Source organism: Paenibacillus alvei DSM 29 (assembly GCF_000293805.1).
Taxonomy (GTDB): domain Bacteria; phylum Bacillota; class Bacilli; order Paenibacillales; family Paenibacillaceae; genus Paenibacillus_B; species Paenibacillus_B alvei.
On record NZ_AMBZ01000009.1, the window covers coordinates 120,437 to 147,075 of the forward strand.

Consider the following 26,639-nt stretch of genomic DNA (forward strand, 5'->3'; position numbering starts at 1 on the left):
TGTGAAAGTGACGATTTAGTCACTTTCGGTTAAATGACCTGCTTATAAATTTTAATCCGAAACGCAGTACCGTTTTTACCGTCGCTCATCACATCGATCACTCCGCTCTGGCTTGCGATAATACTATGAGCCATAGCTAGACCGATGCCGATACTCCCCTCTCCTGCATGCTTCCCTCTATAAAACCGTTTAAAAATGTACGGCAAATCTTCTTTCGGGATGCCCTTGCCGTTATCGGCAATGATAATTTCCGTGAATAGCGCATTTTCTGTAAATGAAATGGCGATTGCTCCGCCTTCCTGCGTATGCTCGACTCCATTTTTCAAAATATTAATGACCGCTTCACATGTCCAATTGAAATCACCAATAAATGAGACGTTGTCATCTCCGTTGATCGTAACCGTCTGTTCCTTAATATCCATCGGAATCAGGACGGGTTCTAACGCCTTCTGGATCAGTTGTTTGACCAATATTGGCTCTTTTTTGAATAGAATTGTTTTGGCATCAATTTTTGATAGCTTTAGAAGTGACGATACAAGCCAATCAATCCGTTCCAACTGAATCCGAATATTGTGGGTGAATTCCATTCTTTTGACTGGCGGCAGATCAGCGCTGCTTAACAAATCCGCCATTACCGTCATAGAGGTAAGCGGCGTTTTGAGCTGATGCGAAATATCTGAAATGGCGTCCGTCAATTGCATTTTGTCTCGCTGCAGCAGCGATCGCTGCTCGGATAGCATAAGTGTCACTTTGTATATGTCATTTTTTAAAATGCTGAGCTCGCCTTCTTGGTTATCGCGTACGTCGAGCGAATCATTGCCGCTGCTGATTTCGCGCAAATAGACAGAAAGCTTCTCAAGCTCGCGGTATCTCCATCTTGTAAATACCAAGCAGCTTCCCATAAGCAGAAGTGAATGGATGACAACAAGTGCTAATGAAGCAGGCGATAAAAAAGCGGCGGCAGCGATCGCTGCTGCGCTGATTGTGCCCATGACTGCCAATAGGAGTTGTATTTCTCGATTGCGGAGCATCTAATCACCAACCTTGTAGCCGAATCCGCGGACCGTTTTAATCAACGTCGGTTGCTGCGGCTCATCCTCCAGCTTTTCCCGCAGTCTCTTGATATACACGGTTAGCGTATTATCGTTCACGAATTCGCCTGCCACATCCCAAATCTGCTCCAAAAGCTGATTTCTCGTAAGAACCTGCCCGATATGATTGGCAAAGATCAGTAACAACCGGTATTCTAATGCGGTCAATAGGATTTCAGCCCGCTCTTTGTACACTTTGCCTTCGAGCGTATTGATGCGTACATTTCCGATATCAATGATTGTTTTTGCATTGGATGGTTTATGGTATCTCCGCAACACAGACTTGATCCGTGACAGTAGCTCGCGAACTCGAAAAGGCTTCGTAATATAATCATCGGCTCCCATATCCAGCCCCATGACGACATTGACTTCATCGTCAATTGCAGTTAAGAAGATAACCGGAATATCTTGCCGCTCCTTCACCATTTTACACAGTTCATATCCGCTTCCGTCTGGAAGCGACAAATCAAACAGGCATAACGCAAATTGATCAATTTCTTCACGAAGCATTTTCTTAGCCGATGCGACATCATGGCACAAAGCGGTATCAAAATGATCCTGCTGCAGTGAGTATTCCAGTCCAGTCGCGATCGTTTTATCATCTTCCACAACTAATATTTTCATTAATCGATCATCCTTACTCTATGATTAAATTCATTCTTTCATCTTGTTGTCGACGACATTATATACTCTATCATTTTCTGATGGGAAGAGGTTTCATGCTTAATTAGCAAGATTAATATTATGCTTAAGAAAAATTTATGTTTATTTTGACATAAAAATTCAAATTACGACATAATCATTGATATACATTTTTTGTATCATAAACTAGAATAAGGGTTGTAAATGATGATAACCATTTCATGGTTTACATTCAATTTACTGAAAAAGAAAGATTTCCGTCGTCGCAAAAGTCCCTTTTACTTTCACAAAGGAGGATATTCAATGAACGAATCCAAATCTGCGCTAATTCAGGCAGTAAGAGACGTCCGCGAGAACCATGTACATGGAGTCACGCTCATTACAGGAGATCGGCAAGAACGGTTTTACAGTTACAAGCAAATCTTTGATAATGCCCTTATGTATTTGCATACCTTGCAAGCTCACGGTATCCGTGCCGGCGACGAGCTTGTATTTCAATTGAACGACGACGAATCGGAGCACTTTATTTTTTGTTCTGGGCCTGCATACTCGGCGGAATCATTGCCGTACCTGTTTCGGTCGGCAGCAATGTGGAACATAAAAACAAGTTTTTTAAAATCTGGGATACACTCCAAAACCCCTATCTAGCGGCTTCTTCGCCTGTTGTGGAAAGATTGCGCACGCACGCCGCAGGTAACGGACAAAGATTGCGTGACATGGACATGATAGCCGATAAGACCGTGTATCTGGAAACGTTGAGAGGCTCCCTCCCCGCTCACGGAACGATTCATCAAGGCTCGTCCCGTTCGATCGCCTTTATTCAGTTCTCTTCCGGATCGACGGGCAATCCAAAAGGAGTCGTTGTGACCCATGAAAATGTATACATCAACACGCGAGCGATCAATAACCGGTTCGGGACAAGGGATGACGACTCATTTTTGTCATGGATGCCGTTAACTCACGACCTGGGCCTAATCGTCTTCCATATCACCCCGCTCATCAAAGGCGTAAATCAATGTATTATGCCTACATCCGTGTTTATACGAAGACCGACGCTTTGGTTCAAAAAATCAATGACCACAACATTACCATCACTTCTTCCCCTAATTTCGGATACAAATACTTTCTGAAAATGTTCAAGCCCGAGATTGCCGCCGAGTGGGATCTATCTAGACTGAGAATTATTTTAAATGGCGCTGAACCCATTTCGTCAGAGCTGTGCAATGAGTTTTTGGATCAGATGGCGCCGTTCGGATTGCAGCGGACAAGCATGAGGCCGGCTTACGGTCTGGCCGAGGCAACGGTTGCCGTCTCCATATCAGATGGCGACACTGAATTTGCGCCTATCCACCTAGATCGCAGCTTGTTGAACATTGGTCAAGAGATTGCCATATCGGAGAAAGCCTCTGAACAAACACTTACCTTTGTCGAGGTTGGACATGCAGTTGATGACTGTGCAATCCGAATTTGCGATGATCATGATCGCATTCTACCAGATAAGGTAATCGGCCATATTCAAATACAAGGGAAAAATGTAACTGCCGGTTATTACAATAACCGGGAAACGACTGCTGACATGTTCACGGCGGATCGATGGGTCAGAACGGGAGATTTAGGCTTTTCCGTAGATGGAAGGCTGGTTATTACCGGACGTTACAAAGATATGATTATCGTGAACGGCCAGAATATTTATCCGCATGATATTGAACGGACAGCAGAAGAAGTCGCGGGCGTGGAATTAGGGAAAATCGCCGCCTGCGGCATATACAACAAAGATAGAGGCGAGGATGATATCGTCGTATTTGTCGTCAGCAAAAAAAAGATACGCACTTCGACTCGTTGTCCGAAAGTCTGGAAGACCATTTATTTCAGCGTGGAGGCTGGAAAATCGCGCGGGTAATACCGATTCGGCAAATGCCGAAAACGACAAGCGGTAAAGTGCAGAGGTACAAATTGGCCCAGAATTATGCCGCTTCACAGGTGGAGGGAAACAACCACAGGAGCCCTGCCCCTGCTTCGACAGAGCGAAAATCTTCATGCCTGGAGCTGATCATGGCTTATTTGCATCATCATTGCAATGCCAAGACCAACCTGAGCAAACATGAATCTTTTGTCAGATTCGGCCTGGATTCGTTAGAAGCCGTCAGAATGATCGATCATGTTGCCGATCGGTTAAACATGGCACTGTCCCCTGCCTTGATCTGGGACTATCCGACGCCGAATAAGCTTGCACAATACTTAGACACGATCGCAAGCGAGCCTTCCGTCCAAGAGCCAGATGCGGATCGCGGATCGATCGAGGATTCAATCGCTATCGTCGGCATGGAAGGGAAATTTCCTGGGGCGGACGGTATCGCGGCATATTGGGAGCTCTTGAAGGGCGGAAAAAGCGCGATTTCCGACATGAGCGACAAAAGGAAAACGTTGTGCGGCATAAATCCCGAATTTCGCATGTTCGGAGGATTTCTAGAGGGCATCGAACTATTCGACAGTGAATTCTTCGCCATCTCCCCAAGAGAGGCGGCATGCATGGATCCCCAACAACGGCTGTTGCTGGAGGTGACATGGAAAGCATTTGAAAATGCCAACATCAATCCGGCTCATCTCAAGGGCGGTGCAACAGGCGTATTTATAGGGGCCAGTTCCACCGATTATCTCTATCTGCCAAAACCAAGCGAAACGAATGCGAAAGAGCCGTATCATGTGTCGGGCGGAGCATTGAGCATAATCGCCAATCGGATTTCGTATTTTTATGATTTCCAGGGTCCGAGCATGTGTATCGATTCTGCTTGCTCGTCGTCATTAGTAGCCATTCATTATGCATGCCAAAGCCTGCTGAACGGGGAATGCGATGCGGCTGTTGCCGGAGGGGTAAACCTATTGCTTTCCGCTAGCATCACGGAAGGATTGCAGGAAGCTAAAATGCTGTCAGAGGACGGGACATGCAAGACGTTCGACGACAGGGCCAATGGTTATGTCCGCGGAGAAGGCTGCGGGGTCGTTATCTTAAAGCGTTTGAGGGACGCGATTGCAGCCGGAGACCGGATTGACGCTGTCATTAAAGGAACGGCCGTTAATCAAGACGGACGCAGCAACGGCTTAACCGCGCCTAACGGAATTGCACAAAGACAAGTGATACGCAAAGCAATCGAGCAGGCACAGATGAAACCTGCGGACATCGGCTATGTAGAGGCTCATGGCACCGGTACCCCTCTGGGCGATCCCATCGAAGCAGAAGCAATTAAAGAGATTTATGGTTGTCCGTCTGCCGGGTACAGCGGCGACGTCTGCTACCTCGGTTCCGTCAAAACGAATATCGGACATCTTGAAGCTGCTGCCGGCATTGCCGGACTGATCAAAACGGTGCTGGCGATTCAGCACGGCGAAATTCCTGCCCATTTACACATGACCAAGCTAAATCGATACATTAGTCTCGATCATTCCCGCCTCCGCATCCCTGTTGAAACGGAAAGCTGGATCAAGCCTGTAAAAGCGGCCGGGGTCAGCTCGTTCGGATTTGGCGGTACGAATGCACACATTATTGTGCAAGAGGCGCCTGCCCGTGCCGACAAGCGACCTGACAATGCCATGAAATCGAGAGCGCATCTGTTGACATTATCATCCCCTACTCTTAAAGGACTGGGTAGACTTGCTTCCACATACGATTCCTATTTACAGCATGCATCCTCGGAGCAATTAAACACTATCTGCGGAACGGCCAATACACGCCGAACAGCATTCCTGCACAGAGCTTCATTTGTTGGCGGCACACGAAAAGAGATACAAGAGAAAGTCCGGAGCTTCTCCGTTCGCGAGGTCGACGGCATTGCAGGAAGCCTTGTCCATTCTCCGAAAATCGTCTTCATGTTTACGGGACAAGGGAGTCAATATGCAAACATGGCCCGCGGCTTGTATGAAAGCTCAGATGTGTTTCGCTTGAACATGAATCGATGCGCCGATTTAGTAAAGGATCGTTTGGATTACTCTATACTGGATGTCATTTATGATATAGAAAATAAATCTGCGGCAGCCCTTCTACATCGCACAGACTATACGCAGTGCGCTCTTTTCGCGATCGAGTACTCTTTAGCACAAGTATGGCTATCGCTTGGAATCGAACCAGCCGCGGTTGTCGGACACAGCGTGGGCGAATATGTGGCGGCATGCATTGCAGGGGTATTTTCTCTTGATGATGCTTTGGCTATAGTTGCCGAGCGAGGAAAGCTCATGGCGCAGAAGTGCGATCCTGGAGCAATGGCGGCAGTCATGGGAGATACGGAGGAGTTGGAAAGCGTGCTTCGCGCCCATCCGAACGTTGAAATCTCCGCCATTAATAGCAGTAATAACTTTGTCATTGCAGGCGCGCCGAATCATGTGGCCGAAGCAACAGATCACCTGCAACGAGCAGGCGTCCATACCGTACCTATTGAGGTGAACTATGGATTTCATTCACGATTAGTCGAGCCAATGCTGCAAGACTATTACGATCTCATAAAAGGATTGAAATGTAATTCTCCCCAAATCCCACTTGTCTCTAACGTAACTGGCGAATTTATCGGGTCAATCACCGCCGAGTATTGGATCAGGCATACGCGGGAAGCTGTTCGGTTCAAAGACGCTTTATATACATTGGTAAATGACGGGTGCAATATCTTTCTGGAAATCGGTGCAAATGCCATACTGTCCCGGATTGGACAGCGGGAATTCAATGATGGCGTTTGTAAATGGATTCCTTCTCTCTTAAAAGGAAGGGATGATGAATATGCCCTGCTCGAAGCTGTAGGCAATCTGTATGTCGCTGGCGGACAAGTCCAATTTGAGGCGCTCTACCCGTTGGACGCTCATGAATGTGCGCAATTGCCGAATTATCCATTTGATTATTCAAATTGCTGGCTAGGCGGTCATATGAATCCGAAATCGCCAAAGGAGGAAGAGTTGGTGAAAACAACCCCAGAAAGCAAAATCGGAACTGCTATTGTTATGGAGATCAAGGGAATATTTGCTGAGCTGTTGAATCAAGACGTTGCAAGAATCGATGAGAATCTGCCTTTATTGGAAATGGGCGCCGACTCGCTCATTCTGATGGAAGTGATTCAAAGGGTAAAAAATAAATATGGAGTAACCTTTTCAGCGCGCGATTTTTTCACCGAAATCACGAGTATTTCCAAGCTATGCACCGCCATCGAATCGGTTATGCCGCATGAAACGTCGCCAGCGCTGACCGAACAATTGCCAAGCCCGACAACCGGCGATTCGCCGTCCCCGGCGCTCTCCAATCCGATGCCCAACGATTCGGAGCTGCTCGGCTTAATGAGCGAACAACTGGCTTCCATGGAACGTGTCATTCAGCATCAATTATCTTTCATCCACAATCATTCGCTGAATGGATCAGCTGTTCAGCCAAGTTCAACGGCGATCCGACCGGAATCTCCAGCCGCACCTTCACTGCCGGCAATCTCTGAAAAAGCCTGGGTTCCCTTTCAAAGATGGCAGGATCAGAAAGAAGAAAGCGTAACAGGCATGCAAGAACAGTATGCCAGAGAGCTTGTGGCGCGATTGGCCGATAAAACAAAAAAATCGAAAGCGTGGATAGCCAAGCATCGCCCCGTGTTCGCTGATTATCGCGGTGCATCGGGATTCAGGTTTTCCACAAAAGAAGTTCATTATTTGCCGGTTGTCGATCACGCGAAAGGTTCGCGTTTTTGGGATATGGACGGAAATGAATATATCGATTTAACAATGGGCTTCGGGGTAAATTTTTTCGGTCACGCTCCCGAGTTTATCGATGATGCTATTAAGGGCGAGCTCCAAAACGGATATGCACTAGGGCCGCAATCCGGGATCGCGGGAGAAGTAGCCGAGCTCATTCACCAGATTACCGGTATGAACAGATGCACCTTTTGCAATACCGGGACGGAAGCGGTAATGGCTTCCCTCAGGCTTGCGCGCGCCGTAACTGGCAGAAATAAGATCGCCATGTTCGCGGGATCGTATCACGGCACGTATGACGGCGTACTGGCCAGCATGTTCAATCGTCCCGGATCTAACGGAGCTTCGCCTATGGCGCCAGGCGTTCCTGCCGGGATTGCGGAAGACGTCATGATTCTTGAATATAATAATCCGAAATCGCTGGAGATTATCCGATCCATGTCCGGCGAGTTGGCAGCAGTACTGGTCGAGCCTGTTCAAAGCCGTCGTCCTGACGTCGTGCCCATAGCGTTTTTGGAAGAGCTTCGCGAAATCACGCGGAGCAGTAATACGGCGCTGATATTTGATGAAGTGATTACCGGCTTCAGAGTTCATCTTGCTGGGTTCCAGGGCATATCGGGGATTCGACCGGATATGTGCGTGTACGGCAAAATCCTTGGCGGAGGCATGCATATTGGAGTAGTGGCCGGCAGTGCGAAGTTTTTGGATGCCGTGGACGGAGGGCAATGGAATTTTGGTGACCGCTCTTTCCCGCAAGCCGAAACAACCTTAATCGCGGGCACGTTCTGCAAGCATCCCATTACGATGGCTTGTACGTATGCCGTTCTGCATCATCTGCTGGAATCCGGCCCGGAATTACAAGAGAACGTCAATGATAAGACAGCCTACTTGGTGCGCGAGTTGAACGATTTTTTCGAATCCGCGAATATTCCCATGAAAATGGTTCACTTCGGCTCCCTTTTCCGGTTCGTCTATCAAGTGAACATGGATTTGTTTTTCTATGGCTTGCTGGATAAGGGCGTTTATATCTGGGAAGGACGCAACTGCTTCCTGTCGACGGAGCATTCCGACGAAGACATCCGAAAGTTAATCCGGATTATCAAGGATACGATGACGGAGCTTATTGACGCCCAAATGTTTCCTGGCGCCTGTATTCCAACTGGGCAGCATGCCTCTGGTAAGGAACTCATCCCCGTTTCCGAGGATCAGAGGGAGTTATGGGTGCTTTCGCAGCTAGGCGATCAGGCAGCCCTCGCATGCAATGAAACCGTGGTACTTTCCCTTAAAGGCCCGCTCCGCCATTCTCTGTTGATAGAGGCACTGAACAGGGTCGTGGCGCGACATGATTCCTTGCGGGTAACATTCGATCATCAAGGTAATATGTTGCCAATTCGGGAGAGAATTCGGGTCGATATGCCGGTGCTGGATCTGAGTTCCGAAACGGATTCGAGCCCAGAATCTGCTGCAATAGATTGGATTCGCGATGACACGGAGCGCCCATTTGCATCGGAAAGCATGTATCGCTGCACGCTGCTAAAATTGACGCCCGAATGGCATTATTTCGTATTTACCGCAAGTCACGTCATCGTGGACGGATACTCTATTGGCATTATTCTTGAAGAAATGTTCGCCGCCTATTCCTCATTGTTGAAAGGCAAGCTCGTTCATTTGTCTGAGCCTTTACAATTAAGAAGTTACTTGGCATGGAAAAAAGAGTTGGAATGCAGCGAGGAGCGTCGAGCCAATAACCTGTATTGGTTGAACAAAATAGGCAGCAAAGCGCCCTTGGATTTGCCGCTTGATAGAAGGCGGCCGCATAAAAAAAGCTATAGTGGCGCCATTGTCCGGCATATGGTCGATCATGCGCTTGCCGATCAGCTGAACCGCTTTTCGCAGCGCAACAAGGTCACTCCTTTCGTAACGTTTTTAAGCGCCTTTGCTTTGCTTCTCAATCGTTTGACAAATCAAACGGATCTGACCGTTGGGGTACCTTATGCCCAGCGAGCTCTGTCTGGCGGATCCAGCTATGTTGGATATGCCATCACATTATTGCCGATATCCATCGAATTGGATGAACATTCTGATTTTGCGCGTTTGCTAAGTCAGGTGAAGGCTTCAATTTTGGAGGCCCAGGAGCACGGCGAATTTTCATTCAGCAGCGTATTCCGGAATCCCGATGCCTCTCATCGGCTAGCACCTCTTGAAGTCGTTTTTAACTATGAACGAAGAGTCAATATCTCGGAGGCTGGCGATATTGTCGTCGATATCATCCCTACTCCCATTACGGCATCGAAATATGAACTCAGTCTCAACGTCATGGAATTCAACCGAAATATTCTTTTGGATCTGACGTATGATCCGAATCTGTTCCAAAAAGATACGATCGAACGTTTTTTAACCTATTACGAAAATATATTGCAAGCCATTATTGAACCGTCCACCGAAAATGCGCCAATCGCGCTGGTTCCTCTCCTTAACGAAGCAGATCGGGAACAGTTGCTTTTTGGCGGAGAACCGTCGGAGCTTCCGCGCGATCATCGCTGCCTGCATGAAGTGTTCGAGACCCAGGCTCGGCATAGGCCCAATGCTGTTGCCGCCGTATATGATCAACAGCAGCTAACCTACGGAGAATTAAATGAAAGGGCCAATCGGCTCGCGCGTCATTTGCGTACGCTCGGTGCAGGGCCTGGCGTGCTGGCAGCAATATTAGTCGAGCGTTCTCTGGACATGCTCGTTGGCATCCTCGGCGTGCTCAAAGCGGGCGCCGCTTATGTGCCAATTGACCCCGCATACCCTGCGGAGCGCATCCACTTTATGATGGAAGACGCAGCGCCGGCCGTTCTCCTTACCCAGTCTCATCTATTGCGCTCCTTGCCGCAGCATGGCCTCGCAACGGTGTGCCTGGATGAAGAGCGGAAAATGATAGAAAAATTATCCGGCGAAGATTTGAAAGCGGAACTGTCTTCCACCAGTCTTGCTTACGTGATTTACACCTCTGGTTCCACCGGGAAGCCAAAGGGCGTAATGATTTCGCATGAGAACGTCGTTCGATTGTTTACGTCCACCGAACCCTATTTCGGTTTTCATGAAGAGGATGTTTGGACCTTGTTTCACTCCTATGCTTTCGACTTTTCGGTTTGGGAAATGTGGGGCGCCTGGTTCTTCGGCGGACGGTTGGTGGTCGTGCCGCATCTGACGAGCCGCTCGCCGGCTGCCTTATATCACTTGCTGGAACAGCACAAGGTTACCGTCCTCAACCAGACACCGTCGGCATTTCGGCCATTCGCTCAATACGAGGATTCGCAAGACTCGTCCAAATTAAGCCTGCGTTATATTATTTTTGGCGGAGAAGCGCTGGATTTACAATCATTAAAGCCTTGGTTCGCTCGTCACGGCGATCGTTCACCCCAATTTATCAATATGTACGGCATTACGGAAACGACGGTACATGTTACCTGCCGCCGAATTACGGCCGATGATATCGGGCCAGACACGGGAAGCTTAATCGGAATTCCGCTTCCGGACATGAAGGTGTACGTGCTTAACCGCCATATGCAGCCTGTACCTCCGGGCGTGCCTGGCGAAAATGTACGTAGGGGGAGCTGGAGTCGCTACAGGGTATTTGAACCGGGCAGAATTGAATAGGGAGCGCTTCGTTCTCGATCCGTTTTCCAATGATCCTGATGCGCGCATGTACAAAAGCGGCGATCTGGCACGCATACGCCATAATGGTGAACTCGAATATCTGGGGCGTGCGGATGATCAGGTAAAAATACGAGGATTTCGCATCGAATCTGGAGAAATCGAAGCAGCTCTGAAGGTACACCCGTCCGTAAGGGAAGCTGTCGTTATTGCGGTCGATGATCCGCATGGAGACAAGCGGCTGATTGCTTATGTAGAAACGGATCAATCGGGCGATATCGTGCCAGCGCTGCGGGAGCACCTTGAAAGCAGGCTGCCTGCTTTCATGATCCCTTCTCTCTTTATGAGGCTGCAATCAATGCCTCTTACCCATAACGGTAAAATCGATCGCGATTCGCTTCCGCAGCCTGGTTACGAAAGAACGGATCTGCAGCCGACCTATGTGGCGCCGCGCAATCCGGCTGAAATGAAAATGGCCGCGATCTGGGAAGAAGTGCTTGGAATAAAAGAAGTGGGAGTGGAAGATAACTTTTTCGAGCTTGGAGGCCACTCTTTGCTCGCTACCCGACTTCTCTCCCGCATTCGGGAAGTATTCCAGACAGAGCTCCCTTTGTATGCCCTGTTCGATTTGCCTACTGTTGCTGGGTTAACCTCCAAGCTTGAAGACATGGGAATAACGGGGATGGATTTGAATCCGGTTCTCCTGTCCGAACTGCTGACTGAGCTGGAAAACTTGCCCGAAGAAGAACGGGAAGCTGTTATGCGTGAACTGCCTCATAAGGAGGATGCTTGGGTATGACGGATTTGCGGGATCGTTTAGCCTCGTTGACTCCCGAGCAGCAAAGAGTGTTGGCAGACCGGCTCGCCAAGGACAAAACACCTCGTAAACCGCCCATAAAACCGCAGTCAAGGAACCTGGCGGGATCCGTTATGTCATTTGCTCAACAAAGATTATGGCTGCTTTATCAGCTTGAACCGGGCATGAATCATTATCATATTCCGTTAGCGTTCGAATTTATCGGAGAGTTGGACATACCGGCCTTACAGCGGGCATGGATCGAAGTCATCCGCCGCCACGAATCGTTGAGAACGCGCTTTGCAGCGATGGAAAATGCACCGGTACAAATCATTGAACCGATCGACGCCGTTCAACCAATGAGAGAATGCGATCTGTATGCAGATGACCGAGCCGTGGACAAATACCGGGAAGCTCGCCGCATGATCGATGAGGAGGCTTTCAGGCCGTTCGACTTGGAGCACGGGCCTCCGTGCCGGGGCTTGCTCATCAAAGCCGGCAAATGGGAGAATTTTCTCCTGTTTGCCTTCCATCACATCGTGTTCGACGGTTGGTCACTGGGTGTATTTCAACGGGAACTGCTAACGCTTTATTCCTGCTACTCGCAGGGAAAGACGTCTCCTCTGCCCGAGATTCCCTTCCAGTATGCGGATTATGCGATTTGGCAGCGCAATTGGTTGACGGAAGAAGAATTGGATAAGCAATTGCAATATTGGTTGAAGACCCTGCATCATGCTCCTTCGGCATTAGAGCTGCCCACGGATCGTCCCCGATCCGCTATGCAAACGTTCCGGGGCGATGCCGCTAAATTGTGCATATCGGAAGCCGTAGTGCAGCCGCTCCTGCAATTGAGCCGTCGGGAGGGCTCAACATTGTTTATGACATTGTTGGCAGCTTTTCAAGCTTTGCTTTATCGCTATTCGGGACAGCACGACTTTTGCATCGGCACTCCAATAGCCAATCGCGGAATGTCGGAAATAGAAGGAATGATTGGCTTTTTCGTAAATACGCTCGTAATCAGAAGCGATCTTTCCAGTAACCCGACATTCCGCGAACTGATGCAGCAAACTAAGAAACAGGTGCTGGGCGCATATGAGCATCAGGATCTTCCCTTCGATCAACTGGTGCAGGCGCTGCAATCCGATCGCGAAACGAGCCATAGTCCGTTATTCCAAGTTATGTTCGCGATGAATGACGATTCGTTTCAGCATATGGTGCAATCGGACGGGCTGCAGATAAAGCTATTTCCGATCGTCGATAAGACGTCGAAATATGATCTCTCAATGACGATAAGCCATATCAGGGATCAAGGACTCACTGCCGAACTGGAGTACAACACGGATCTTTTTGATTCGCAGACCATAGAGAGGATGCTGGAGCATTTTCAACATCTATTGGAAAGCATCGTGCTCAATCCCGACTTGTCCGTAAGCAGCCTGGAGATTATGGGCGAATGCGAGCGGCAGCTTCTGTTATCGACATGGAATCGGACAGAAGCCGCTTATGCGAGCGATATGTGCATCCATGAAATTGTAGAGAAACAAGCTTCCTTATTCCCGAATGCGATTGCGGTGACATCCGGCGCCGAGCAGTTCACCTATCGGGATGTCAACATTCGCGCGAACCGGATGGCCCGCCATCTGCAGCGGATGGGCATTGGTCCGGAAGTACTGGTAGGATTGTTGGCCGACCGTTCAGCCGAGCAAATGATCGGATTGCTCGCAATATTGAAATCCGGCGGGGCCTATGTACCAATCGATCCGGCTTACCCTGACGAACGGATCGCTTATATGATCGAAGATGCCCAAATTCATGTACTGTTGACTCAAGAGCGGCATGCAGAGCGGGTTCGGGTTCGGCACACGAATATGATCGTTCTTCTGTTGGACGGATTCGGCATCATTCCGCAAGATGACGATGAATTGGCTCCCGACAGCGGTGCTGCACCCGGCAATTTGGCCTATGTCGTTTACACTTCCGGTTCGACGGGTCGCCCTAAGGGAGTCGAAATCGAACATCGCAGCTTGCTTAATTTAGTGTCTTGGCATCAGAGCGCGTATCGCATATCCAGCAGCGATCGGGCGACAATGCTGGCCGGTCCCGCTTTTGACGCTTCCGTCTGGGAGCTGTGGCCCTATTTGGCCAGCGGCGCCTCTATTCATATTCCGGACGAGGAAACCCGCTTGGATCCGGATCGCCTCCGTGACTGGCTCGTGAATGAGCGCATTACCGTCAGCTTTTTGCCCACGCCGCTCGCTGAGGCGGTTGTCTCTTTGAACTGGCCTGACGCGTGCTCGCTGCGATGTATGCTTACCGGGGGGGATAGACTGCGTTATTTTCCGCCAGAAACTTTGCCGTTTCTCCTGTTCAATCATTACGGACCAAGCGAAGGAACCGTTGTCGCCACATCATGCCAAGTGCCTGCAAAATCCAGGTCTTCCGCGGAGCTTACAGCACCGACTATTGGCCGCCCGATCGCAAATATGAGAATTTACTTGTTGGATCGGCAGCACCATCCCGTTCCTATCGGCGTTGTCGGCGAATTATACATTGCAGGCCACGGTCTGGCCCGCGGTTATCTGCGAAGGCCCGAACTTACGGCCGAGCAGTTCGGGTACGCTCCTTCTCTTCCAGGGGAACGAATGTATCGAACTGGCGATCTTGCCCGTTTTTTACCAGACGGCTCGATTGAATTTATGGGACGCGCCGACGATCAGATAAAAATAAGAGGATATCGCATTGAACCTGGCGAAATCGAGGCGGCACTTACGCTCCACCCGGCCGTTGAGCAGGCGATCGTTGCGGTAAAGGAGCATCAACCAGAGGAAAAACGGCTGATTGCGTACGTGATCCCGTCAGCCAATACCACTCACGGATTGGATTTAAACGAGCTTCGGCTGCATGTGCAGACCCGGCTTCCAAAATATATGGTTCCTGCGGCTTTCGTCGTTATGGAGGCTCTCCCTATGACGCCTAATGGCAAAGTGGATCGCAATGCGTTGCCGTCGCCGAATTTCACAGACAAAGAGGAATATGTACCTCCCCGAACGCGGACCGAAAAAAAGTTGGCTGACATTTGGTCGCAGGTGCTCGGTATTGAACCCATCAGCATCCATGATAATTATTTCAGTTTGGGCGGCGACTCCATTTTAAGCACTCAAATTGCAGGCAAAGTACGTCAAGTGGGACTCGAAATGAGGCCTAAATATCTTTTTCAATATCAATCGATCGCGGAGCTGGCTCCCGTATTGGAAGCACTGAAGTCGCCCGATCCGCGCGATTGCGGGCAGCGAGAAGTGGCGGGCTCGCTGCCGCTTACTCCGATTCAGCGCTGGTTATTCGAGGAGATGTCCGTTCCCGAGCATTTCAATCAGTCCCTGATTTTGTCCGTAAATTCCCAAATAAGCTATAAAGTCCTGCAGAGAGCGCTCGCCCATGTAGTGGCTCACCATGATGCGCTGCGCCTCCGATTTACGATGGGCCGATCGGGTTGGGAACAGGCATATGCCGCTTTTACGGACGTATCGCCTCTGAAGCGCATCGATCTTCGCAATCAGCCTGCGAGCCTACAGGCAGATGCTTTTTCAGCCGCGATTTCAGAGGCTCAAACCGGCTTCGATTTAAGCGAAGGCATGCTGCTGCGGGCCATCTATTTTGACTGTGGCGCCGGACAGGCGGGAAAGCTGGCATTGATTATCCATCATCTGGCGATAGATGGCGTTTCATGGCGCATTTTGCTGGATGATTTATGCACGAGCTGTCAGCAATTAATAGCCGGCGAATCCGTATCCTTGCCAGCGAAAACCGCTTCATATCAAGATTGGGCACGCAGCCTTGCAGCTCTTGCCGACACGGATCAACTGCGGGCAGAGCTGGAATACTGGTTACATCAAGTCAACTCCCCTCCCCTAATTCCGCTTGATTGCCCAGACGGAGCAAATACGACAGCATCTATGGCAGTTGCGGTATCAAATTTGTCTTCTGATGAAACACGGATTCTGTTGCAGGAGGCTCCATCAGCATTCGGCGCGCAAATTGACGCTATTTTGTTGGCTGCGCTCGGCCGCGCTGTCTCGGGATGGTCGGGAGAAAGAAAGTTGTTTATCCATATGGAGGGGCATGGTAGAGAAGAATTAGTCACGGACATTGATATCTCGCGTACAGTAGGTTGGTTTACGAACATGTATCCATTCATGCTCGAAGTGAAAGAAAGCGCAGATATAAACGCGGATATTCAGGCGGTAAAGGAGCGGCTTCATCGAATTCCTCATCGTGGAATCGGCTATGGCTTACTGCGCTATATGACCGAAAATGATGGTATTTCGAATCAGCTTCGCAAGCTTCCACGACCAATGATGAGCTTTAATTATTTGGGGCAATTCAATGTTGAATGGAGCAAGAGAGAGGAAGCTTTATTCACGCTGGTTGCGGATACGGCAGGACAGGATATTGCGCCAGATTCCGAACGGGTTCACTATATTGACGTGGCGGCAATGGTGACGTCAGGCTGCCTGCACATAAGCTTGTCCTACAGTGAAAATGTCCACCATAAGCAAACGATCGAAAATCTAGCTCGAAGGTTCGAAGGAGAGCTTCGAACCTTGATTGGATTATGCCAGCAATCAAAATGCCATACATCTGTAAACGAGCTGAAGATGAACGATGCAAGCGCGTTTGATACAAGTAGCAAATGGTTCGTTCGCAAAAAGGAGAATCCGCAAGCCGCAATAAGGCTGTTTTGTTTGCCTTATGCTGGAGGAAACGCGTCCATTTTCCGATCATGGCATGAATATGTGCCAGCATTCGCTGAGGTTTGTGCAGTTCAGTATCCGGGCAGAGGCGCGAGACTGCGCGAACCTGCCCACACAAGCATGCCGTCGCTGTTGGAAGCAGTCTCGCATGCGATGAGGCCTTTATTGGATAAACCGTATATTCTGTTTGGTTACAGTATGGGAGCCTTATTGGCATATGAATTGTCGATCTTATTATCGAGGAGCTTGAATCGTCCTCCGCTCAAGCTTATTGTCGCGGGATTGAATGCTCCGTTTGTACAAAGTCCGGTATCGCCCATTCATGATTTGCCCGAGGAAGAATTCCGTAAGCGGCTTCGTCTGAACGGGGGAATGCCAGAAGAGCTGATTGATGACGAGGAGTTGCTGGATCTTTTGTCCCCTTCCCTGAGGGCCGACTTTTCGGTTTGCGAAACTTATGAATATACACGAGGCACCGTACCTTGTCCCATCGTTGCATTAGGCGGACAAGACGACGAATTTCTGTCCAAACAATCGTTGGCATCCTGGCGGATCTTGACCAACGCCGATTTTTCATGCAAGCTGCTCCCGGGAGGACACTTTTTCTTGCACGCTCATCCAGAGCAGTTATTGTCGACAATTAGAAAAGAAATCGAATGCGTCAATACCGAAACTATTTACGCAAGTAAAACATGAATAGTGGAACATGTGGAGTCTGCTGAAATTTTTTCAGCAGACTCCCCTTTGTTGGTTTATCGCCTATAACAGTGGAAGAAAGGAAAAGTCGTTTCCCGGCCCGATGATAAGGAATCGACTTTTTTAATTTACTTAGGTACTTCACGCCCTTGTTGAACTTTTCAATAGTATTGAATAGGCTGAGGTGTATATGTGATCGCTCAGTTTATCATTTTTTTATTAAAATATACGCCGTGCCACTGTATATAAAGGATGGTTGAATAAAAATCCTAAATAAGAAGAATTCTACACATGCATCATCCAATTTCTAGTTATTCAGGATGAAGATCCAGAAAGATTAATTTTCACAAACATCAGTTATTTGGAGGCTTGAAAATGATCTCAATCGTGACCCGCTCCATGATATTCCTTCTCCTCCTTACCTATTTTTCGGATAGCAGCATGATCGTCCGTGCTGACTACAAGGCGCCATCTACAGAAATGATCATAAGTGTAAGGACAAGCCCCTCCGCAACATATGAACATAAAATGGTTTTGAAAAGTAAGGAAGCCATTCGTTTATGGCAGGATAGCATGGAAGAAAAAACAGAACATCGCCCTATATACTCCGACATTTATGTAACGATCACAGAAAATAATAGGACAAGAAATTTCCGTATGGAGCGATCTGGTGTCCTATGGAATGAAGCTGAATCAACACGTCTTATTCTTACTCCCAAAGCAGCGAAGCAGTTACTGGCACATGCTGATTCATTAAGAGAACGTCATTATGGGACGATTATCCCTTGGAATGAAGCAAAAGCACTTCTTCCGAGAAAAAGCATGTTCTCGATTATTGATATGGAGAAAGGGTTGAAATTCCGTGTTCAGCGTCGTGCGGGAAGCAGGCATGCCGATGTGCAGCCGCTAACCAAAGAGGACACGAAGACAATGAAGCAGGTGTATGATGATCATTGGAGCTGGAATCGGAAAGCAATAGTAGTCGTTACAGATGACAATAGGAAAATTGCTGCTTCTATGAATGGGATGCCTCATGGCGGCGACGGGATTCCAGATAATGGGTTTTCCGGACACTTCTGCGTACATTTTTTAGGCAGCAGTACGCATCGATCCATTCATCCAGACTTATTGCATCAGGTGATGGTTTACACGGCCGCTGGAAAAATAGAGGAGTTTTTTACATAGCTTGTCGCCCGAGATGCTCTCGGAAGTATTTATTGAAGCATTGTCTCAACGTGATTTTAACCTCCTTACAGCAGTGTCTGAAGGTGCGAGTTCTGAAACGGTAAACTACTTTCTACAGGAGATGGAGAGCGGAGCGACATATCGGATGATGAAAAGAAAAGAAGCTCCCGATACAGACAACAGGGATCTATTAACTGCAGTATTAGAACTACCTGTTCTCATAAAAAAGAAGAACTTGTCAGAAAAAGGCGTTGCCATTCGATTTGAATTTGCAAGGGAATCCGTTTTTTCACCTTGGAAAATAAGGAATGTAAGTCCCAGAAAAAAATGAAGAGAGCGTAGTTCGCTCTCTTTAACTGTATGATTTTTGTATATGCAATCTAACCATTTGATTTGAATACTAAATAATCGTGTAAGCGGATCAGATCTATATATATCATAAATTTCATTTGCTCAATTCACCTGTTCGAGTGATATGTTTTTTCCGTATGATATGAATCGTACTTAGTATAACGAGCGATATGATAATGCTCCCGAATTGCAGCGTGGCGATAGCGAATAGAGCGCCGAGTCCAGGTTCTGATTCTTGGTAGGTTAAGATTGGTGGTACGCGATATGCATCTGGGAGAAAGACAAATCGCATAATTTCTAAGTATGTAAGGTGAAAACCAATTGACGCCCAGAGACTTCCGGTCCATAAACGGAGCAACTGCAAGCCTATTCCAAAACAAAAATGATTACGATGTAAAAGATGTCAAGCGATACACCTGGTGCAAGCCCAACGAACGCTTGAATTAAGGCAACCGCTGTCGTAACAGACATAAATAGTAAGGTTTGAAATAATACGGACAGCCAAGCTGGGAATCGATGACGCAAAACATCATAAAGGAACCCTCGCAGCCCTAGTTCTTCTGGCAAAGCTTCATATAAAAATGCATATAATGCATTAATGAGCAGCGCAACAAACCACTGATCGGGGGCCTGCCATTTTTCAAAGACAATCCACCCTTGAGCACTGGCAATAATAAGACTCAATGCAGCCAATGCAATTGCCAAGAGACCTCCAGTCATAAAGTGATATCCCCTTCTCCAGGCATATACCGGCGTCTGGGGTTTCATACCAGTCATCCGATAGACATACTGATATAAATACAAAATAATAGGAACAACCAGCCCGCTCATTACAAGACCCTTGACCACATATTGGGCATGCATTGATGGACCGAACAACTGTAAAGTAACATCACCGGAAGATGAGGCTAGAAACAGAGCAGCAACTACGGTTGCCCATCCGGCGAGCAACAAACCCAACCATTTCCTAGTTTGATTTTCTCTCGCGTGCATTACGTTTCAGTCCTTTCATTACGAACAGGAGTAGATTTATTTTCTTGAAAAGACGTCCTTTATCGCACCCATTAGTGCGGATGGGAGTAAAGTAACAGCAAAGTCTTTTATAAGTCTTTTCTCGTGAACATCGCTGCAGTTAAGAAGTAGGAAGCAATGAACAACAGCAAGATGCCGGTCAGAATAAGGTATAGTGTTGGATTACTTTGTAAACCGTTCTCGTGGATCATATTCATCATCAATGCTGTCGGCTGCGCTATAAAGATTAGAATTAAGAAGAAAACACCATTGATAATAGACGTTCCTTTTTTGCTTAGCGAGTAAAAAAGCGGCAAATAAATAGCAGTCATGGCAATTACGATGGCAGCTGGTCCTAGAATATCCATGACCGTTAATTCAGGCTTGTTAAGCCCTGGGTATGTCATTTGAACAAGCGAATGAATGCTATAAGAAGCAATAACTCCAAAAAGTGTACATATAATGGCCGTAATGTATTTCGCTTTGATGATTTGCTTGCGGCTAACCGGCAATGTAACCAGGAAATTATGGTTAAGGTTTTTGATGTCGATCATCGTAGCGAGACTGAGTGTACCGAAAGCCGTATAGATACCCACGAGGTGGATTGATGATGAATGCTTTGGTATAAAAACAACACTGAATACAACAAGATACATGAGAGTTGTCCACAGTGAGCTTTTCAAAGCGATGAAATCTTTCCGAAGCAAATTAAGCATGTACGCATCCTCCCTTGGCGGTGAAATACATGATGTCTTCTAAGGTTGGTTTATCTAGTAGGGCATAATTTCCGAATAAATGCTCGGCCTCCGTTCTGTTATCTACTAATCCTTCGAAGCCAACAGATGTCTCGCGAATCCCGATAAATTTATTGCGAATATCGGAATCGAGAAGCTCTAGGTCGCCTTTTACAATGGCGTATCTCTCGAATACCGTATCTTTCGTTTCATTAAATACGAGTTTTCCTCGATTAATGAAAGCAATGTAGTCGGCAATCCGATCCAGATCGGTTGTGATGTGGGTGGAGAAAATAATCGAATTTCTCTCATTCTGCATCATCTCTGCAAGCAGATCGAGCATCTCTCTGCGGAATATAGGATCAAGTCCAGAGGTTGGCTCATCCATGATGAGGAGTTCGGCATCATGCGATAACGCAACAGCTAGGGAAAACTTCACCTTCATCCCCTTGGATAACTGTTCAATCTTCTTTTTCGGGGACAGCTCGAACTGCTCTAGATAGCTGTTAAACTTCTGTTCGTTCCATTTTTTATAAAAAGGTGCAATCATTTTCTTCATGTCATGAATCGTAAGGTGTTCGTAATAGAAGCAATCATCCGACACGATGCCGATGCGCTGCTTGATTTCTATTTCTTGCCCAGGCATCCCACAGCCGAGTATCTTTACGCTTCCGGCATCAGGTCGAATCATGCCAAGCATCATCTTGATCAAGGTGCTCTTCCCTACACCATTGGGACCAATCAGACCGGTAATGTAGCCCTGTTTCACATCCAAAGATATCTGATCAACGGTGAAATGAGGGTATGATTTCGATAAATTACGTATCTCGATTGCATTCATGGTGTTTGTTCCTCCTCGAACAATAGCTTTATATGATCAATTACATCTTGTTGGCTCATGCTTAATTCCTTGCTTTCACGAATGATCTCTATCATTTTTTCTTCTAATTGTTTCATACGCTGCTCCCGAATGAAGTCTTTATTGGCCCCTGATACGAAAGACCCTTTGCCTACAACTGAGTCGATTAACTTCTCCTTCTCCAGCTCTTCATATACACGCTTGGTTGTGATAACGCTGACTTGCAAATCCTTGGCCAGCTGCCGAATGGAAGGAAGACTGTCCCCTGCACGTAGCTCTCCGCTCAGAATGCTTTGCCTGATTTGGTTCAATATTTGGATGTAAATCGGATCGTTTGATGCGTTGGAAATAATAATTTTCAGGATTTCTCACCTCAATGCTCTTGTCTTTATAATATCTAGTGTGCATATACAATATATACATTATTTCAATTGGTGTCAATATAGTATTTAGTGTATATATATACTATGCACACTATCAATCTACTTGACTTCTGCCTCCGTGTAACGGATTAGTATGAGATACGATATCACTGAAGACATCGGAGTCAAATATTTCGCGAATTAAAAATATATTGAAAATTTTAATTGAAAGACAATATAATAGTTACCAATCCCTATATATGGAATGGTGGTGATATAGAAGGAAAACCGATATGTGGATGCCCATCGTTTTTTGAAAGCGGTGTCACAGTTTTATGATGATTATGTTATGGGAGGGAATTAATTGAAACTACTTCACACAATCCAATGGAGAAAGCTGTCGCTTACACTCGCTGTCGCCTCGTTGGCGACCGCAGGATTCACGCCTGCACTACCTGTTCCTTTCAGTGCTGTACCTTCTGTCTATGCGGAGCAAGACATGTCGAATTCGCTGCAACAAGCCTTCGAATCTGCGGCTAAGGAATTCGGTGTACCGGTGGAAATTTTGATGTCAGTCTCCTATAACCTTACGCGGTGGGAGCATCATAATGGCGAGCCAAGCACATCGGGTGGGTTCGGCATTATGCATTTGACTGATGTATCGAAACAGCAGCCAGAAGAACAGAATCGAACCGCTGACCAAGGGAGTACACTAGAATCGATAGACGATTCGAGCCATCATACTCTCCCTGAAGCAGCCCAACTCCTAAAAATAAATCCAATCTTTCTAAAGAAGGATCCTGTAGAGAACATTCGAGGCGGAGCTGCTCTGCTGGCGAAGTATGCGAAGGACATCGCAGGCAAACTGCCTGTATCGGATTCCGATTGGTATGGTGCTATTGCCAAATACAGCGGCTCACAAGAGTTGTATTACGCTCAGGATTTTGCGGATCAAGTCTACCATTCGATTCAGCAAGGGCTTTCGCGTAAGACGCCAGAAGGACAATCGCTTCGGATGCCAGCCAGAAATGTCAAGCCCAACGTTGAATCGATTCAAACCCTGCACCTGCGTTCAACGATAACGAAAAATGCGGACTGCCCTCGGCTTCTTCCATGCAGATCTATTCCTGCAGCCTATCAGCAGAACGGGATTGACTCGTCAGACTATTCCAACTATGATCTAGCAGATCGTCCTAAATTCGGACCTGATATCCGATATATTGTCATTCATGACACCGAAGAAACGTACCGCGATACAATTGGTATATTTGCAAATCCCAAAAAGAGTGTTGCCGCCCATTATGTTGTTCGTTCCTTCGATGGCGATGTTACACAAATGGTCAATAACAAAGACGTCCCATGGCATGCTGGCAACTACTACTTCAATATGCATTCCATTGGCATCGAGCATGAAGGATATGCGATGGAAGGAGCGACCTGGTTTACTGAAAGGCTGTACCGTTCTTCTGCCGCACTCGTTCATTATTTAGGCGAAAAATATGATATTCCGCTTGATCGCGCTCATATTATTGGTCACAATGAAATACCGGGGCTTACTCCGAAGCGAACAGCGGCAATGCATCAGGATCCTGGCCCATTCTGGGATTGGGAGCACTACATGGAGCTGGTTGGAGCACCGCTCGGCACCGTGCATCGCCTCAAGGACATCGTGACAATCAAGCCTAATTTTAAGAGTAATTTGCCATTAGTCAAGGATGCGCCTCTTCAGCCGACGAACTTCGTTTATTTATACAAGGAGCCTAAATTTGACGCTGATCTCCTTGATGACCCTGCCCTTGCCGTTCAAGACAAGAAAGACGGACTCAGCATAGGCGCTAAAGCAACGACAGGGCAAACCTTCTCGCTCGCAGGCGAGCTTGGAAATTGGACTGCAATCTGGTACGGCGGACAGAAGGCATGGTTCTATAACCCGTTAGGAAACAATGCAGTTGCGGGCATAGGAGAGCTAATCACTCCAAAAGCAGGCGCGGCTTCTATTCCGGTCTATGGTGCGGCCTACCCGGAAGCAGCGGCTTATGCTGCTGATATGAAGCCGAATGAGCTGGCACCACTGCAATACTCGATTGCCCAGGGGCAGTCCTATGTTGCCGTTGAAAAGGTCAATGGCGATTATTACGACGCCCCAGTATTCACGAAAGACCCTTATGCAACCAATAAGCACATTAAAGGCAAAGAAATGTTCTACCGAATCTATTTCAACCACCGCTTCGCCTTCGTGAAAGCTTCTGATGTCGAGAAGGTTGCGAGTGCGGAATGATAAGAAGAATAATCGAAATCATATAACTTATTTCATGTGGTAAAACAAATAGTTCCCCAGATTCTTATCATTTACATAGAATTAGATTCTGGGGACACCCGTTATTAGCGTAATCGATTTACGAGATAATGTAACAGATGCTTCAGGAAAGCAATATTTCGCGGCAATTCATGCAACGCTTCCGCGGCCAGACAGTAGTGCTCCCACATCATCTTTCTTGCCTCATTTGCACCTAGGATGGATACAAAATTCGAGTTGTTGTTCTCCATATCCTGTCCAACCGGTTTCCCAAGCACGTTCATATCCCCTTCTATATCGAGCAAATCATCTTTAATTTGAAAAGCAATGCCTGCATGATAGGCAAATTTCTTCAATACGGCAACCTCGCCTTCTGGAGCCTTGGCAAGAATAGCAGGCATAACTAGGGATGCTTCGAAGGCAACACCAGTCTTATAGTAGCAAATCGCATTCATTTGCTCTAAGGTCAGCCGCATGCCTTTTGATTGCAGATCCATGGATTGGCCCCTGCATAATTCTTCTGCTTTGCGTGCCGAATACTGAATTAGCTTCAGGACGGTCGCTGCATCAAAGTTGTCAAGGGATGATTGTTCCTGAATAGCCTTTTGAATTAAAAATAGAGCGGTAAGCTCCGCTGTGGCGCTGTCATATACACGATGCAAGGTTGCTCTTCCTCTTCGTGTAGCTGCATTGTCCTGTGACGGAAGATCATCAAAGATCAAGGAAGCCGTATGCATAAATTCCAATGATCTTAGCAGGGGCACGAGTGCTGCCGGCTGCAGCCCATACTCATTCACGCCCATTACCCAAGTCAATATCGGACGTATTCGTTTTCCATCTCCATTGAGACTGTAATTGGCCGCATCAAATAGCGGATCCTCTATCGGAAGCGAGCTAGGCTTGCACAAGTGCAGTATGCTGTCAATCTCTTTCCGAATCGTTGCAATCAAAGCCTGGAAATGTTCCTTTTCTTTCCGGTTATTCGCAAGCTGAAGAACGAGTTGATCTCGAAGCAGCTTGTCGAAGAAATCCACGTCATCTGCCTGTTGCACCATTTGTTGAATAAGTAGATGAAAGGCTGAATCTCCAACTGCGAAAATATCCATAATTTCTTCATACTTTGCGGCACCGACACGCTCCTTGCAGCGCTTCAAGCTATTGATTGCCCGATCCAATATTACCTCACGCGTAGCGGTGTCAGAGTGATGAACATGATGAATGATGTGGGAGATAACTGTCCAGTATAATTCAAATGGGTTAATGAGATCCGTTCGTTGTTGACGGTACTTTACATAATAGGTATAGGGCGTTACCGCTCCCTCTTGCAAGTCATCGAGCATATCTGCAAAATCATCCGCCAGTTGATTATAAATTCCATAATAAAAGGTGCGCTGTTCAAACCCTGCATCCTCAGGCGCACGAATAACAGAGCGGACGATCAAGCGTGAAGATGATGATTTTAATATGACGGGTATATAAAGCTCTTCATTTGTATAATTTGCATTTGCCAGATCCTTGACACGATCTATGTTTTGGGCACAAAAAAACACATAGGATTGCTCAAAAAAATGGCGTTCAGTCTGAGGTCTTTGATATTCCTTAATATATTTGAATGCCTCCCGCAGTTCGGAATGAATAAAATGAATGATTTCGTTGTGCTTCCCCTGCCATTCCCCGATATCCGGCACCACTCCTGTAAGCAGCGCCTCTCGAATCATGTTAGAGTATTGTTCTTCTTCTTCGGTAGTTAATGCTCCAGAATCTAGAAGATCGTCAATGAACGGATAGGTCAGTCCATAGCTATATCCCAGTCTGATGGCTTCGCCGAGTTGCTTGGCACGCTCTAATGCTGGAGTGTTGTCGTCCATATTGTCCTTCATATGAAGGACAACACCGATTATGATTTTAATCAGCTTACGCTGGGCATGCTCTGCATTCATTTCCTTCGGAATATGGGAGGATACAGCGTCAAGCTTGTTGATGACCCATATAATTTCTTCTTCAATACCTTCCTTCTGAGCCCATCGATATAATCTAGCCACGCTCATCAACTCTGGCTGAATCTCATCACGATTACGGATAGGTTTAGTTAGCTGCTGCTTAATATCGGCAACGAAACGTGTAATTTTTTCCTGTGTATCAGGAGAATCCAGAGTCTTGCCGAGATCTCTCATATACATATAAGATACACTGCGATGCAAGTAATTTTCTAATTTACCTGACTGATCCAGCCATTGAATATATCGGTGATATTCCTTCGTAGACGGCTTTTTCTTGGTCTTTGAAAAGATGGACAACCATGAATGACGAGGAAAATGGTTCTTTTTCCACAATCGAATATCTTCGGATAAACTAGTGATGTAAGTCTTCTTCTTTAACTGTTCATGGAGTACTGCAAAATATTGTGCTGCTTTCTCCTCAGCATGCTGATACGCTGCATTGGCATGATCAATGATTGCTTCATTCATCAGATGTCTTCCCTCGACTTTGATAAGATTGTTCAATATGCATGAC

The 26,639-nt window shown here is 47.1% G+C and carries 14 protein-coding genes and 1 pseudogene; 8 read left to right on the top strand and 7 right to left on the bottom strand.

The features are described 5' to 3' along the window. Positions 1-29 precede the first annotated feature (29 nt). Both PAV_RS25005 and PAV_RS25010 read right to left on the bottom strand, forming a co-directional pair. On the bottom strand, positions 30-1,031 hold the full coding sequence (locus PAV_RS25005) for a sensor histidine kinase (protein WP_005550786.1): 1,002 nt from the start codon (positions 1,029-1,031) through the stop codon (positions 30-32). Beyond that, a complete protein-coding gene (locus PAV_RS25010) occupies positions 1,032-1,715 on the bottom strand; it encodes a response regulator transcription factor (protein WP_005550788.1) in 684 nt (227 codons plus the stop codon). Positions 1,716-2,036: 321 nt separating this feature from the next. Between PAV_RS25010 and PAV_RS25015 the strand changes: the two genes are divergently transcribed. The 7 genes and pseudogenes from PAV_RS25015 (at position 2,037) to PAV_RS36540 (ending at position 18,843) form a co-directional block, all read left to right on the top strand. Beyond that, entirely contained in the window at positions 2,037-2,381 is a 345-nt protein-coding gene (locus PAV_RS25015; RefSeq protein ID WP_005550790.1) for a hypothetical protein, read from the top strand. A 74-nt stretch (positions 2,382-2,455) separates the two neighbouring features. Next, positions 2,456-3,633 (top strand): annotated as a pseudogene (locus tag PAV_RS25020) (AMP-binding protein). 152 nt (positions 3,634-3,785) lie between these two features. Then, a complete protein-coding gene (locus PAV_RS25025; protein WP_005550793.1) occupies positions 3,786-11,087 on the top strand; it encodes a hybrid non-ribosomal peptide synthetase/type I polyketide synthase in 7,302 nt (2,433 codons plus the stop codon). Then, complete coding sequence (locus PAV_RS37045; RefSeq protein WP_005550794.1) at positions 11,029-11,883, top strand: phosphopantetheine-binding protein; 855 nt, start codon at positions 11,029-11,031, stop codon at positions 11,881-11,883. The genes PAV_RS25025 and PAV_RS37045 overlap by 59 nt, the downstream gene beginning before the upstream one ends. Beyond that, positions 11,880-17,327, top strand: coding sequence for a non-ribosomal peptide synthetase (locus PAV_RS32745; protein ID WP_005550795.1), 5,448 nt, complete (start codon positions 11,880-11,882; stop codon positions 17,325-17,327). The genes PAV_RS37045 and PAV_RS32745 overlap by 4 nt, the downstream gene beginning before the upstream one ends. A gap of 375 nt (positions 17,328-17,702) precedes the next feature. Then, entirely contained in the window at positions 17,703-18,512 is an 810-nt protein-coding gene (locus PAV_RS25035) for a hypothetical protein (RefSeq protein ID WP_005550796.1), read from the top strand. A 1-nt stretch (position 18,513) separates the two neighbouring features. Beyond that, complete coding sequence (locus PAV_RS36540; protein ID WP_005550797.1) at positions 18,514-18,843, top strand: hypothetical protein; 330 nt, start codon at positions 18,514-18,516, stop codon at positions 18,841-18,843. Between the two features lie 386 nt (positions 18,844-19,229). Here the strand turns inward: PAV_RS36540 and PAV_RS25040 are convergent, their stop codons facing one another. From PAV_RS25040 to PAV_RS25055, 4 genes are all read right to left on the bottom strand, one after another. After that, the gene (locus PAV_RS25040) at positions 19,230-19,817 is read right to left on the bottom strand and encodes a CPBP family glutamic-type intramembrane protease (RefSeq protein ID WP_238555916.1); all 588 of its coding nucleotides are present in this window, start codon (positions 19,815-19,817) and stop codon (positions 19,230-19,232) included. Positions 19,818-19,963: 146 nt separating this feature from the next. Next, entirely contained in the window at positions 19,964-20,590 is a 627-nt protein-coding gene (locus tag PAV_RS25045) for an ABC-2 transporter permease (protein ID WP_005550800.1), read from the bottom strand. Then, positions 20,583-21,449 (bottom strand): ABC transporter ATP-binding protein, encoded by an 867-nt coding sequence (locus tag PAV_RS25050; RefSeq protein WP_005550802.1) that lies wholly within the window; start codon positions 21,447-21,449, stop codon positions 20,583-20,585. The genes PAV_RS25045 and PAV_RS25050 overlap by 8 nt, the downstream gene beginning before the upstream one ends. After that, positions 21,446-21,829 (bottom strand): GntR family transcriptional regulator, encoded by a 384-nt coding sequence (locus PAV_RS25055; RefSeq protein ID WP_040736825.1) that lies wholly within the window; start codon positions 21,827-21,829, stop codon positions 21,446-21,448. The genes PAV_RS25050 and PAV_RS25055 overlap by 4 nt, the downstream gene beginning before the upstream one ends. Before the next feature lie 364 nt (positions 21,830-22,193). Here PAV_RS25055 and PAV_RS25060 point away from each other — a divergent pair, with 364 nt between their 5' ends. Next, positions 22,194-24,107 carry an N-acetylmuramoyl-L-alanine amidase gene (locus PAV_RS25060; RefSeq protein WP_005550806.1) on the top strand — a complete coding sequence of 638 codons (1,914 nt, stop codon included), beginning with the start codon at positions 22,194-22,196 and terminating at the stop codon, positions 24,105-24,107. Between the two features lie 104 nt (positions 24,108-24,211). Here PAV_RS25060 and PAV_RS25065 read toward each other — a convergent pair whose 3' ends face one another. Next, positions 24,212-26,593, bottom strand: a complete 2,382-nt coding sequence (locus PAV_RS25065) for a polyprenyl synthetase family protein (protein ID WP_005550808.1) — start codon at positions 26,591-26,593, stop codon at positions 24,212-24,214. Positions 26,594-26,639 lie beyond the last annotated feature (46 nt).